General features: G+C 29.8%; 14 protein-coding genes. 2 read left to right on the top strand and 12 right to left on the bottom strand.

All coding sequences use genetic code 11. From position 1 onward, the window contains the following. Window positions 1–5: 5 nt before the first annotated feature. The 10 genes from P8F83_RS08555 to P8F83_RS08600 form a co-directional block, all read right to left on the bottom strand. Window positions 6–962 carry a carbohydrate kinase family protein gene (locus P8F83_RS08555; protein WP_326514268.1) on the bottom strand — a complete coding sequence of 319 codons (957 nt, stop codon included), beginning with the start codon at window positions 960–962 and terminating at the stop codon, window positions 6–8. 243 nt (window positions 963–1205) lie between these two features. Then, window positions 1206–1745, bottom strand: coding sequence for a GNAT family N-acetyltransferase (locus P8F83_RS08560; protein WP_326514269.1), 540 nt, complete (start codon window positions 1743–1745; stop codon window positions 1206–1208). Window positions 1746–1800: 55 nt separating this feature from the next. After that, window positions 1801–2898, bottom strand: coding sequence for a phosphomevalonate kinase (locus P8F83_RS08565; RefSeq protein WP_326514270.1), 1098 nt, complete (start codon window positions 2896–2898; stop codon window positions 1801–1803). A gap of 21 nt (window positions 2899–2919) precedes the next feature. Continuing rightward, window positions 2920–4281, bottom strand: coding sequence for a tripartite tricarboxylate transporter permease (locus P8F83_RS08570; protein ID WP_326514271.1), 1362 nt, complete (start codon window positions 4279–4281; stop codon window positions 2920–2922). Window position 4282: 1 nt separating this feature from the next. Continuing rightward, complete coding sequence (locus P8F83_RS08575; protein WP_326514272.1) at window positions 4283–4549, bottom strand: hypothetical protein; 267 nt, start codon at window positions 4547–4549, stop codon at window positions 4283–4285. Between the two features lie 13 nt (window positions 4550–4562). Further along, window positions 4563–5540 (bottom strand): diphosphomevalonate decarboxylase, encoded by a 978-nt coding sequence (mvaD, locus tag P8F83_RS08580; RefSeq protein ID WP_326514273.1) that lies wholly within the window; start codon window positions 5538–5540, stop codon window positions 4563–4565. Between the two features lie 5 nt (window positions 5541–5545). Further along, entirely contained in the window at window positions 5546–6520 is a 975-nt protein-coding gene (gene mvk, locus P8F83_RS08585; protein ID WP_420022607.1) for a mevalonate kinase, read from the bottom strand. 4 nt (window positions 6521–6524) lie between these two features. Continuing rightward, a complete protein-coding gene (fni, locus tag P8F83_RS08590) occupies window positions 6525–7571 on the bottom strand; it encodes a type 2 isopentenyl-diphosphate Delta-isomerase (protein WP_326514274.1) in 1047 nt (348 codons plus the stop codon). A 255-nt stretch (window positions 7572–7826) separates the two neighbouring features. Continuing rightward, entirely contained in the window at window positions 7827–8210 is a 384-nt protein-coding gene (locus P8F83_RS08595; protein ID WP_326514275.1) for a ribosomal maturation YjgA family protein, read from the bottom strand. Window positions 8211–8237: 27 nt separating this feature from the next. Continuing rightward, window positions 8238–8846, bottom strand: coding sequence for a copper homeostasis protein CutC (locus P8F83_RS08600; RefSeq protein ID WP_326514276.1), 609 nt, complete (start codon window positions 8844–8846; stop codon window positions 8238–8240). Window positions 8847–9091: 245 nt separating this feature from the next. Here P8F83_RS08600 and P8F83_RS08605 point away from each other — a divergent pair, with 245 nt between their 5' ends. Next, window positions 9092–11323 (top strand): HelD family protein, encoded by a 2232-nt coding sequence (locus P8F83_RS08605; RefSeq protein ID WP_326514277.1) that lies wholly within the window; start codon window positions 9092–9094, stop codon window positions 11321–11323. 28 nt (window positions 11324–11351) lie between these two features. Next, window positions 11352–11588, top strand: a complete 237-nt coding sequence (locus P8F83_RS08610; RefSeq protein ID WP_326514278.1) for an acyl carrier protein — start codon at window positions 11352–11354, stop codon at window positions 11586–11588. Window positions 11589–11716: 128 nt separating this feature from the next. Here the strand turns inward: P8F83_RS08610 and P8F83_RS08615 are convergent, their stop codons facing one another. Both P8F83_RS08615 and P8F83_RS08620 read right to left on the bottom strand, forming a co-directional pair. After that, the gene (locus P8F83_RS08615) at window positions 11717–13585 is read right to left on the bottom strand and encodes a PAS domain-containing sensor histidine kinase (RefSeq protein WP_326514279.1); all 1869 of its coding nucleotides are present in this window, start codon (window positions 13583–13585) and stop codon (window positions 11717–11719) included. A 213-nt stretch (window positions 13586–13798) separates the two neighbouring features. Then, complete coding sequence (locus tag P8F83_RS08620; RefSeq protein WP_326514280.1) at window positions 13799–14674, bottom strand: aldose 1-epimerase family protein; 876 nt, start codon at window positions 14672–14674, stop codon at window positions 13799–13801. Window positions 14675–14724 lie beyond the last annotated feature (50 nt).

Here is a 14724-nt window from a genome sequence, read left to right on the forward strand (position 1 = left end):
AAATATTATAAGCTATACAGCTTTTTTATTTCCTCTAATACAGGGAGCTCAACTACAGCGCCAGTAAACTTAAGTTTATATGCACTAACCCCAAGGCCTAAATCTAAAGCTTCTCTTATGTTATAGCCTTTTATAATCCCAGAATAAAATCCAGACCAAAAAGCATCTCCAGCACCCGTAGTATCTACTATATCCTTTGCCAATGTATCAAGCTTAATAGTTTCATTTCCATTTGAAATAAGTGCTCCTTCGGCTCCTAAAGTCATTATTACAAGTTTTGCACCTAGCTTTAAAAACTTCTTAATTTGATTTTCGTGGCTATCTTTGCCAAATAACCTTTCAGCATCATCTTCTGAAGGTTTTATAATGTCAACCTTACCTATCATTGATTTTATATATTCTATTCCATCTTCACCTTTTTCCCATATCTTTGGATGATAGTTAGGATCAAAACAAACTAAAACTTCATTTTTTCTAGCTTCTTCTAGAATTTTTTCAACAGTTAAACGTGATGGTGTTTTAGAAATAGGCCAGCAAGAAAAATGAACTATTTTAGAATTCTTTAACGCTTTTTCTAAGGATTTATTATAATCAAGATGGTAATCTGCTTCTCTATAAAATATAGGAACTGGACTTGTTTTGCTTTTTGTAACTAAAACCACACTAGTAGAATAGTCAACTTTTTGAATAAACTCTGTATTAATATCAGCATTTTTTAAATGATTAGTTAAAAATCTTCCAAGTCCATCATCCCCTACAGCAGATGCAATAAGAGAATTAATACCTAGTCTTTTACAGTTCATGGCAATGTTAGCTGGCGAACCACCAAAAAACTTATTATAACTATCACATTCAAAATCCTCACTATAGTCAGCAGTTATCATATCAACTAAGATTTCTCCTATAGTTAAAATATCATTTTCTTTATCCCTAAAATCTATTTTTTCATTAAAGTTAAACATCATACCCCTCCTTATATAAAGGTCATCTTATATAAAAAGTATACATTTTCACAAAACATATGTCAAACGATTGACATGCGCTATAAATATATATTGAAGTGACAAATAAAAAATCTAGCAAAACCCAAAGGCTCTACTAGATATCTTACTTATTAAAGTTCATATGCTTTTTTTAATTTCTTAATATCAATTTTTTCATTTTAAGAAAAGCTTCTGTAACTTTATCAAAAAAACTATATAATTTTAGTTAAAAATCTTACCATAAATTAAAGAATCATAATAACTTCCATCTATAAGATAAAAATCTTTTGATCTTCCTTCAAGTATAAATCCGTTTTTTTCTAAAGCCTTGGCTGAACCAATATTTACATCAACTACAAAAGCATTAAGTCTATGTAAATCAAGATGCTTAGAAACATACTCATTTACTAGTCTTATAGTCTCTACACCATAACCTTTTCTCCAATGATCCTTATCTAAAACATATCCAATTTCAGCATGTTTATCTTCCTCATTAAAGCCAAAAATCATGACTGTCCCAATGAGCTCTTTTCCTTCTTTAGTAAAAATAGATGCATAAAGATGAGTTCCATTATTAACTCTTCTTATGATTTCTTCAACAAACCTATAGGTCTCCTCTTCACTATTCATAAGTTTCCATCCAATAAAACGGGAAACATCTTCATCTGAAGCATATTTATGTATTGCTTTTACGTCTTCTATTTTTACAGGTGCAAAATATATCTTATCCCCTTCTAGACTTTGAAAAATTTCTTTATTCATAACTCTCCCCCTAAAATTCTATCTTATATTAATCTACTAATAATCAGAGTAACTATCAAGTAATGTCTTTAATATATACACCCATCTCTGATACTTCTAAATCTAAGGCTTCAATATCAGCTCTCTCCCATTCCCTATATAGTTCTTGCTTTTTATAATCTCCTTTTAAAAATGCTATTCCACAATCTCCTCCACCTGCTCCTGAGGATTTAGCACTTCCATATCTTTCTCCAATAAAACATAAATCAGTTAGCTTTTTTGTTTCTATTGTAATATAAGCCTTTTCTCCAAAGTTTTTTAAGGCTTTTCTATTTTCTGAAAGAGAACTGATACTATCTTCAAAACTATTTTCATTAAAAGCTTTGATTAGATTAGCTACAGCAATAGAACTTTCTTTTAAAAACTCCTTATATATATTAGGAGTTTCTTTTTTAAAGCTTTCTGCCTTTTGTATCATAGGGGAGGTTGAAGCCGTTTCTTTAGTCCATCCTACTGCTAACTTTAATTCCGAAGGAGGAGTTAATTTTCTAATAATTAGATTTCTCCAAGGCTTCTCTATAATATCTTTGATTTCACTTAAGTTCTCCAGCTCATTTAATAACCACTTTGAGTCAAATGCTGAATATTCAAGCCATCCTCCATAAACTCCAGCTGCTATATCTGCACCTGACCCATTTCCTTGGGTCTTTAAGTGAGCAATAGCAGAAAGTTTAAAGATTATATCAGGCTTAAGAAACTCATCTTTATTATGTAGTGCTAATATGGAGGAAACAGCTGCTACTACAATTGCTGCACTAGATCCAAGTCCATATTTTTTACCAGATGAGGCATCATCCAGTTGACTTTTTATTGATAACTTAAATGGAATAATCTCAATTGAATTTTCTTTTAAGAACCTAATAGCTACAGAGATTGAGTTTCTTAAAAAACTTAGCCTAAAGTCCTCTATACTAAATTCTACATTCCCATCTTTAATTTCAAAAAAAACATCTTCAAGTTTAATATCAGGGAGAAATAATTGATTTTTAATGCTAGGTTTAATACTTCCCTCTACATACCTGTTTATTGCAGCTACTATGCACTTTTGATTTTTCTCCAGCACAGCATACTCCCCAGCTATCATAAGTTTTCCTGGAACCTTTATATTAATCATTAATATCTCCCCTCTCTTAAATTAATATAAACCTGATAATGCTTTTACAATCCATGGAGCTGAATAAAGAATCATAAACATAACTCCATAATTAACTCCTAACCTATATAAAACCCCTGAAAAAATACCTATTAAAAGTACACCGACAATATTAATAACTCCTCCATCCATAAAGGCTAAAAGTAAAACCAAGCTGAAAAACACGCCTAAAATAGCTTCATGAGGAATCTTTTTAAATACAAAGGAACAAATCTTTTGAGAATACTTTACGGTGATAAAATAAGTAAAAGCTGATGCAATAACTGCTCCTATAAGAGTTGCAACAATAAAATCTGTTCTTGATAATATATGATGCATATTATTTTCTAATGTAAATACTGGTGGTGCATTAAACAATGGATTCCCTGGACCTAACGCTACGGGAGATAATGGAATACCTAACGCTAGGAGAGGAATTAAAATTCCTGAAATATAGGTTGCCTGTGCCAAAGCTTCCATACAAGAAACCGCAAGTGAAGCTTTCTCCACAGGATCTTTAACTCTACTTGAGAATAATTCCCCCAAAAAGGTGGTTAATCCTACTGGGCTTAGAAGAAAAGTAACTGATCCTATAAGTGAAGCTAATGTACTATACCCTACTTCTTTTTTAGTTAAGATTTTAAAGGGATTTGGAAACTTCTTTATCTCCTCTTCCTCTTTTATATATATTTTCTTTGTATCATATTTTTTCAAAGCATCTCTTTTATCTTTATTAAGAAGTTCAAATAAACTTAAGATAACAGGTCCTATAGTAATACCTAAGAAAAAAGAAACAAAAACATTAGTTTCTTTAGGTACTGCATTTATTCCCCAATAAAGATATCTAAGTCCTTGAATTAAAAGCGCAAAAGGTAATATAGAAGCAAGTGCTATCCATCTTTTTTTGCTCATTAAAGCTAATACTATGGCTCCAACAAAAAAAATAGCATCCCCATATTCCTTAATCGTCGTTGCAAACGGCACAATAAAACTTGCTAAAAATAAACTTACAGGTATAGAAACGAAGGTTCCTACGATAGCTCCTGACGCAATCTTTCTTATGCTTGTATTAGTTAAACCGTGCTTTTTAAGCACCATTGCATGCTCAACCATTGGCGTAGACATAACACCTGCTGGTATTCCTGCAATAGAAACAGGAACTGCATCAATAAGCTTACATGCAACTATTGCCGAAATAAAGAAAGATAAAACCACAACAGGTTCTACTCCTGATAAAACAAGTACTAATATTACCGGAGCAATAGTTGCAGTTTCATCTGCACCTGGGGCTGCTCCAATTATAGAATAAATCACCGCAGCTAAAGCTGCTGCTAGTATCATCTGTATAATTAAACTAATATCCATCCTAATTCTCCTTATCTTCCTTAACAAATATCCTTTTAGGCTTTATTAGAACAGAGCAAACAACAAACCCAATAATTGCACCAGCCAAACCAAAAAATAATGGCTTAGGTGGTTCATTTGGCGCAATAAAGTATCCTCCAAGGGTAGTAACACTGCATATAATAAGTGCCTTAACTAAGTCCTTAATATTTACAACATCCTCCCAAATTTCAATATTAACTTTATTATCATCTATATGTTTCATTGTTTCTTGGTTTATATCTTTCATAATTAAACTCCTATTATTCTAAATAAGTAACTCCTGAACCTGGATGACAAACTAAAACCTTCATAACACTTGAAAGTTTTAAAAGAGATTCATATACCATATTTTCATTCTCCTTAAGACAAAGCACCTTAACATTTGCTCCTGCATCTATGGTGAAAAATACTGGTATACCTGACTCTCTTAGATTTTGAATATGCCCCATAACTTCTAGAGTTCCATGTTCCCAATATAAAACAGGTGGTTTTGCTCCAAGCATTGTAGCATGCATCTTTAGAGCATTTTCTTCTGCAATATTTCCTAGGCTATAAAAATCTTTTAATCTTATGGCCTCTTCTGCTATTTTAATATCTTTTTCTACAGTATCTAGCCACCCTGAATAAAAAGGCGAGGTTTCTACTGTACGCTTCATTCCTTCTCTACTAGAAACCTTCTTTTTCCCTGAGGCTACCATTACTGAAAGTATGCTTATATCCCAATCTTTTTCTGATAACAGCCTAACTCCATGAGAATCTGTTCCATCAAATTTTTCACCTTTTTCCCATTTAACATATCCACCAAAGATTGAACGACAAGCAGAACCTGAACCTCTACGAGCTAACATTGATAACTCTCTTTCACTTAAGTTTAAACCTGCTGCCTTTGAAGATGCACAAGCTAAAGCTGCGAATCCAGATGCAGAAGATGCAAAACCAGCAGCTGTTGGTACTTTATTTTCTGAATTAACTTCTGCATATAATTTAGTTCCTGATAATTCTCTTACAATATCAAGAAACTTTGAAATTTTTCTCTGTTCTTTCTCTTCTGTTTCCTTATTATCTAATATAAAAATATCATTTTTAAGTTCTTCTTTAAACTCAACTGAAGTTATGGTATAAAATCCATCTAAGGTTATTGATATGCTGCTATTCATAGGAAGAATCAATTCATTATCTCTCTTTCCCCAATATTTAATTAATGCAATGTTTGTATTAGCTTTTGCCTTAGCTTTCATTTAGTTTAATCCTCCATTTTCTCGAAAGTATAAAGTTTGTTTTCCTTGGTAGAGAAACACCAGCTTTTAACTGCGCCAGAATTTATTAATTCTTGTGCAATTGATTTCCCATCCTCTAAACTATTTGAAAGTGCAATTATGCATCCTCCAAGTCCTCCCCCAGTTAACTTAGCTCCCAAGGCTCCATTTTTTCTAGCAGTCTTTATTAATATATCTAAACTTTCATCGCTTACACCCATATTTTCAAGTATCTCTTGGTTAGTATTCAGTAGTTCACCTAATAAATCCATATCTCCAGCTAAAAAAGCATCTTTGCTTTTTTCAACAAGCTTTCCCATTTCATCTATATAAGATTCCATTTTATGAGGATTTAATAAACTTCTATGGTGTACATTTTCTACAGCCTTACGTGTATCCCCAATCTTCCCACTATCTCCTACTACTATATAAAATGGTTTAGCACTTTTAATATACTGAACCTTCTTGCCTTTTTTAAAATATATAGCTTCCTCACTAGATACCACTTCCATATCAATCCCACTTGGGTTTCCATGGGCATATCTTTCCCCTATATTAACTAAATAAAATAATTGTTCTTTAATAAGATTTTGTCCATAAAATGAAAATAAACTTCTTACTATAGCTGTAGCAATTGATGCACTTGAACCTAAACCTCTTCCTATGGGTATTTCTGAATAAATATTAATAAGAAGCCCTTCATGTGGTTTATTTAAAATAGCTAAAGCCTCCTCTAAAACCAAAGAAAGCCCTCTAAGCTTAACTGGCATATCATTAATATCACCAGTATAAATTGATGATTCGAACCTTATGCCTCCATCATAGTTTTTTGTGATACATTTCACCTTAAGTGGAAAAGGAATTGCAATGGCCGGTTTACCATACACAACTCCATGTTCTCCTGTTAAAATTAATTTACTATGTGAATACCCTTCACCTATATCCTTTAATTTCTCATTCATGTCTTCACCTTTTATAATCCACAAGCTCTTTAAGTTCACCTTTTATCCTATAAGGTACACTTTTAAGCTCTTCTATATTCTTTTTACCTAAAAGAAACATCATTACTTTAGATTTATATATTATATTTTGAAGATACTCAAGTGCACCTTCATAACCACCATCTAAAAATGACTTTAATATAGGGCCGCTTATACCAGTCATATTGGCACCTAAACATAAGGCTTTTATTACCTCATCAGAATCTTTAACCCCACCGCTACACACAATATTTAAATCGTCACTTAAACTTCTTGCTTCAATAAGACTTAATGCTGTAGGTATTCCCCAATCAAATAGTTCCTCAAAGTGAAATTCTTTATTTCTTTCACTTTCAATTTTAATAAAATTGGTTCCCCCACTTCCTCCTACATCTACGTACTTTACGCCAACTTCTAAAAGTCTTTTAACTACATCTTTTGACATGCCAAAACCTATTTCCTTTACTATTACAGGTTTATCTATTTTCTTAACTATATTTTCAATATTCTTTAAAACACCTTTAAAGTTTCTATCTCCTTCAGGCATGCATATCTCTTGAGCAGGATTTATATGAATCTGAATCCCATCAGCCTCAATCATATCTATAGCTTTTTTAACATCATCTAGAGTTGAAAAAGCATTTATATTAGATAAAACAACACCATCTTTTAGTACTTGTCTTACAACTTTAAAAGAAGCTGAATAATTTTCATCATTAACTGCTATTGCCTGAGATCCAACTGCCATTGGTATGTTTAATTCCTTTGCAACCTTTGCGAGATTACTATTTATTTTTACAGCATCATTAAACCCTCCTGTCATGGCATTAATCATTACAGGGAAGTTTATTTGTTTACCTAAAAAACTCACTCTTGTATCTATCTCATTAAAATCAATCTCTGGTAATGAATTGTGCTCTAAATATATATATTTAAAATAATTATTTCCTTCAAAATCACCTTTAGAAAAATGCTTAACATGTTCCTTTTTTCTTAAAGATCTTATTTCACTTTTGGACGTTAAGTCTTCCATAATCACATTTCCTCCTCTAAAATATTGATTATATTTCTAGCCTTGTTGTGAGGATTTACAAACATAATAGCATAGGGAAATTAGTTTGTAAATGATAAATATTATCATTTAATATTAAATAAAAGGTGTTGCAAAGTAATTTTGCTAACACCTTTCAAAGTCTATTTCTATTTTACATCATTTTACCATATATACACATTACAAATAATTATCTTTTTGATGATATTTTTAGGAAAGCAGTTCTTCCTCTTAAACCTATTTATCTATTAATTTTTCATACCCACATAATAGAATACATCCAACTCCATAACACAATATATCTTTCCAATCAAATACTGAACCTATTACTATTCTAGCAAACCTATTGTCTTGTAATCCCAATACCTCAACTAATTTAAAATATTGAAGTATCTCAACAAAAGCTGAAAATATAAATATGTACAATGGCATTAGTTTAACCTTATAAGGTACAAATATTTTAATAAAACAATATAAGAGAACTACAACAAGTATATCTCCAACATAGGGCCTTATGAAATCATCATGAACATATGCCGCAATTAAAACTTCTGTTATAAAAAATATAATAAAGTCTACCAAATATTTAATTCTGCTATAAATAAATTTTTCTCTACTCATTTCTTTTACCCCATTAAGCCTATATAGCTAGACCACCTTACTTCCATGTATTTCATTAGCCCCTGTGTATTCTAATATTAAATCTCTGTTTTCTATATTTACACCTTTACCTGGCATAATAACAATTCTTCCATCTGCATAATCAACTAATTCTTTTAAAAAATCCTTGTTGCTAATTGCATCACCAGTTCCACCTTTAGTAAGAATTCTATCAACTTTAAGTTCTACAAGTTCATCAATAGCAGATTTTTTGTCCTCTATTTCATCAAAAGCCATATGAAAAGTAATTAACATAGGCTTAGCTATAGAAACTAGTTCTTTAATTATCTTTTTATCGATTTTAAAATCCTTAATTGCACCTATAACAACCCCATGGGCCCCTAAATCCTTTGCTATCTGAATATCATATTTCATTATTTCTAGTTCTTCATCATTATATATAAAATTTCCACCTCGGGGTCTTATAATAACCATCACAGGAATGTTTAATTTCTCTACAGTCTTTTTTATGGTACCATAACTTGGAGTTGTTCCGTCCTCCATAAGATTATCACATAATTCTATTCTATCTGCACCTTTTTCAAAAGCTAATAGAGCTTCTTTATAATTTCCAACACAAGCTTCATATATTTTCATTTTATTCCTCCAAAGCCCTATCTAAATCATATCTAATATTATAACATCTAAATCTCTAAAACAATAAAGGATTGTTATTATCCTAAATACATAATAACAATCCTAGCTCTTAATATCTTAAAGGGAAAATAACTCTCCCCTCACTTATATTATACCATATTAAAAATCTTAATATAAGACTTATACTGGCACATTTTTAGGAGTATCATAGAAAAGCTATCATACATTGAAAGGGGATTTTGAGATTGAAAAATAATTATGATCACTTAGGTTTCGAAAACAATCGCTTAAATCAAACTATATCAATAGCTGAAGAGCAACTCTCTTCCTTAAGAAAAAATAGTGAAAAGGTTCGTGAAGAAATACTTGAAGCTAAAAAACAGCTTAGGGAAGAAACAAATCACTCTTTATCTAACCTTTGGGTAAAGGATAATTTTTATGACCTTATAGAAATAGGACAATATGCTAAACCTATATCTCATAAAATTTCTGAATATGAAGTGGAAGCTGCTAAAATAATAGCCTTAGAAAAACTGCTTAACTCTCCTTACTTTGCTCGTATTGATTTTAAATTTCAGGATGAAGATGAATATGAGAATATATATATTGGTCGTTCTTCTCTTATAGATGATGATTCAAGTGAAATTTATGTTTATGACTGGCGCTCCCCAATATCAAGTATATTTTATCGTTTTGGAATCGGTGAAGCCTTTTATGAAGCTCCATCTGGGAAAATAACAGGAGAAGTTAATCTAAAACGTCAATATGAAATAAATAAGGGTAAGTTAGAATACTTTTTTGATGCAGATATACAAATTATAGATGAATTTTTAAGAAAAATGTTATCTCAAAACACTTCCTCTAAAATGAAGACAATAGTTGAAACAATACAAAAAGATCAAGATATGATTATAAGAAATATGGAAATGGACTTAATGATGGTACAGGGAGTTGCAGGAAGCGGAAAAACTTCAGTTGCACTACATAGAGCAGCTTATCTTATGTATCAAGGGTTATCAGATAAGCTATCTTCTAATAACATACTAATTATTTCACCTAATACCCTATTTGAGCAATATATATCAAATGTACTTCCTGAGCTTGGTGAAAAGAACGTAAATTCTAAAACCTTTGAAGAATTAATTATCAATATTTTAAATGGTCCTAAAATAGAAACTAGGAATGAACTTTTAGAAACATTACTTTCATCTAATGATAACTTAATAAAATGTAGTATGGAATTTAAATGTTCTAGTGAATTTGTTGAGATACTAAATCGCTTTATTAATGATTTGCCTAGAAGATGGATAGATTTTAAAGATGTTTATTATGATGGAAAACATATATCAAACAGACAACTATCAAAAAATAGAATACTAAATGAAAAAAGAGCAATAACTTTAAGTTCACGACTAAAGCAATTGGAAGCATCAATTCTTGAAGAAGTTCATAAAAATCATAAAAGTCGTCTAGAAAAGTTAACAGACTTTGTAACGACTTATAAAGAACATTCATTTGAACTTGAAGAAACAGCTCGTATGTTATCTATTTCTGAAAGTACAAATTTAATTAAAGAAATACGAAAGTTTACTGAACTAAACCCTTTAGAATTATATAGAAAACTATTTACTAACAAAAGCTACTTTTATAGTTTAGCTAAAGGTATGGATTTACCAGAAAATATTGAAGACATATTAGACTTTACCTTTAAAAATCTTGATAATGATGTTTTATCTTATGGGGATGCAGTAGCACTTTCCTTCTTAAATTTAAAATTAAATACAAACAATGGGTACAGTGAAATAAGACAGATAGTAATTGATGAAGCTCAGGATTATTATCCTATTCATTTTGAAATATTAAACTTACTATTCCCAAAATCAAGATACACAATTTTAGGAGATATAAATCAAACCATTGGAAAACAAGAAAATTTATCTTTATATGAAAGAGTAAATAAAATATTATGTAAGAAAAAATCCAGCTTAATTACAATGGATAAAAGTTTCCGATCTACTAGTGAAATACTTGAATTTAGCAAGAAATTTCTTTATGATGACATTAAAATCAATAGTTTTAGTAGAAAGGGTGAGGCCCCTATAGTTCATTCCTCTTCTACTTTAGCTGAACTTAAAGATAATATCATAAATGAAATTAAAACCTCTAGAGAAAATAATTATCAATCTATAGGCTTAATATGTAAAACTGAAAAAGATGCCTCTTCATTATATGAAAGCTTAAAAGATGAAATCCAAATAAAACTTATTAAAAGTGACAGCATGGCTACTTTAGATGGAACCTTTATAATTCCAATATATCTTTCTAAAGGTTTAGAGTTTGATTCTGTATTAATATTAAATACTGATAAAAATACCTATTACTCTAAAGATGATAAAAATCTCCTCTATATTGCATGCACTAGAGCCCTTCATAGACTTAGCTTATTCTATACTGGAGAAATGAGTCCCTTACTTTAATTACGCTAAAAATGAAAGGAGGAATACTATGATTTTTGAAAAAGTAGCTAAAATTATTTGTGAAGTTATTAATATTGACTACGAAGACATCACAGCTGATACTCAATTAACATCTGATCACGGAGTTGAACCAATCAGTATTGCAAAAATAGTTATTGAGTGTGAGAAAAAATTTAAAATAACTATTCATGATGAAGATGTTCATAAATTTAAAAGTATTAGTGATATTGTTAAATATATTGAAGATATATTAGATGAAGATTAACAAAAAAATTCATTAAAATAGAAGAAAGGAGTATATTAGATTTACTATTTAATCTAATATACTCCTAATTATTTTTTAGTTTTAGAAACAGAATAAAAAATGTCTGATATAACTTGTTGAGACACTTCTCATTCCACATTGCTTTCTTTCATTACTTCCCCATATACGTCTGCAAGCTCTAAATTCACCTTTTCAATAAAGTCTCCCTCTATTTCTTTCTCCATAATACATTCCTGATTATCCACTAATCTTATAGGTAAATTTACTAAAAACTCGCTTCCCTCATTTATTTTACTGACTATTTGTATATCTCCTTCATGGAGTTCTACAAATGATTTTACAAGAGATAAGCCTATACCTGTTCCCTCATGATTTCTTCTTAACGTCTTGTCCACTTGCATAAATCTTTCAAAAATTAACTCTAATTTATCTTCTGGTATTCCGATTCCATTATCCTTTACAGATATTATAATAGAATCCTCTGTATTTGATATAGATACGTATATTTTTCCTCCAGTATCCGTAAATTTTAATGCATTTGAAAGGAGGTTTAACATTATTCGCTCTATTTTGTTAGGATCAACTGCTACTATCTTTTCTTCCACATAGGTATCAAATATAAGCTCTATCCCCTTATTTTCTGCATACGGTATTACAGACATCGTAATATTTTCAATATAGCTTATAATATCAACATTTTGTAGTTGAAGAGTTATAAAACCTGAATCTAACTTAGTTACATCTAATATGTTATTTATTAGTCTTGTAAGCCTATAGCAATTTTGCTTCATGCTCTTAAGATACGCTTTCTTTTTTGAGATTCCCATTGGTTCATCATTTTCAATATATATATTAAGCAATTGGACCGATGAAAATATTATATTTAAAGGTGTTTTAAACTCATGTGATATATTTGAAAAAAAGTCAGTGATGTATCTATTGTATTCTATTGTTTCATTTAATAAGGCAACATTTCTTTTTACATCTTCTTTTAACTCCTGAACCTGCTTTATTGGAGTAATATCCCTCATTGTAGTTAATATGGCTGCCTGCTTATCATATATACAGTAGGTAGATATATTGTGGAGGACATACTCTTCTCCTTCACTATTTTTTATAACTTCTTCAAAGGAAATATTCGTATACTTATTTAATAAGATTTCTTTATAATAGCTATTTGAAACCTTATCTTCTTTTTTATATCCTGAATCAATTACATACTCATATTTATTAGCACTATCATCCCCTTGATTAACCCCAAACAGATTTAATGCTTTTTCATTTAGAAATAGTACCCCTTTTTCATTATGAATAATGATAACCTCTGAAGAACTTTTAATTAATAAATCATAACAAGCTTCATTTTGTATCATCATATCCTCAATATAATTATGCTGCTTTAGTTGTATCTCTAATTCATCCTCTAACGCTTGTATCTGCTTTTGCTCTGATATCACATAATTACCTAATATCCAAGCTATTACTCCAAATATAACGCACATAAACAAATCATTTTCAAATCTGTAGCTTTTAGTTATATCAGTAATATTATAAATTAAACTTAATCCCAAAACTATAAATGATGAAATTCCAGCTATTTTTAAACCATACCTTTTCCCAAAAGAAATGGTTGATGAAATAATAATAACCATAAACATAACCTTATACTCGCCACTGCTATTATTTTTATTTAATATCATTAAGGCAGTAGTAAATATTATAAAAATACTATCTTCAATAATCTGATTATTATAACTTTTTCTCTTTACTCCAATGTAAGAAAATAAAAATCTCAAAAAAAATCCTATTCCAATTGAAATAGGAATAATAGCCACCTTAAAGAAAGGTAGATACTCCATAACATTTATATCAACTAAATTTTTTTCAATATAACGTTTGTTACTATTTAATAATATAATAGCAATTAAAATAGTGTATTTTAAAACTGCTAATATAAGAATATTATTATTAGTATTTTTACTTTTTATATATTGCACTTTTTGACCTCGTAAAACTTTTTATTTTGCCAAAATTTATTATGTATTATATTATGTGGATAATATAGATGATTATAGCATACTTCGACATGTAGAAACAATATTTTGTATCTCCTGTACATTATAATATAGAAATAACTATACTTTTTTAATATTTAAAGAAAAAAGCTGTACACCATTATTTAGTGCAACAGCTCTATCACTTACATATTATTATTTTATTTCTATAGTATAATCACAATTATAGCTTGACCCTTTTTCTAATGTGATTATCATCTCTTTATCCTTAAACTCACCAGTATACCCATCTGTATCTGCTATACCATGCCAAGGTTCAATACATACAAAGTCAGCAGTTTTTGCTTGCCATAACCCCATATAAGTAAGATCATTATAAGATAAAGTTACAGTTTTATCTGAAGTTTTGCTTTTTAAAGCAACTTGTTTTGAATTCATATTCTTAAATACAAGCGCACCATCTTTAAATAACTCACGTGTTATTGGCAATATGTTGTTATTTTCTAATATAACTTCTGATTTATTATTTATTAATACATTAGCATCATTCATAAATAATCTTTCAAGAGTTTCATTACATTCAAATTCAAGATAATAATCCTCAAATTTACTTTCTTTATCTAATGGACAATTAAATCCTGGATGTGTTCCTATTTGGAAATACATCTCCTTGTCATCTACATTTTCTACCTTATACTCTATATTAAGTTTGTTTCCATCAACAGTATATGTAATAAATAAATTAAATTTAAAAGGATACATTTTCAAAGTATCTTCATTATATGAAAGCTTGTAAACAGCTTTTGTATCAGTTTCTTCAACTAATTCAAATTCACTTTTTCTAGCAAAACCATGATTGCCTAGTTTATATATTTCTCCATCAACTTTTATTTCTCCATTATTCACTGCACATACATTTGGAAATAATACAGGTGCTTTACCATTCCAAAGCTTCTCGTCTCCACTCCACATGTATTCACAACCGTTTTCAAGTCTTTTAAAACTAACTACCTCAGCTCCTAATGTTTTAATTTCAGCAACTACTAAATCATTTTTTATAACTTTATTCATTTCATAGCTTCCTTTCTTCATTTAGACTTTGATAATATTTTATCAAAGTT

Origin of the sequence: Clostridium intestinale (genome assembly GCF_035905475.1) — a bacterium.
GTDB lineage: Bacteria > Bacillota > Clostridia > Clostridiales > Clostridiaceae > Clostridium_T > Clostridium_T intestinale.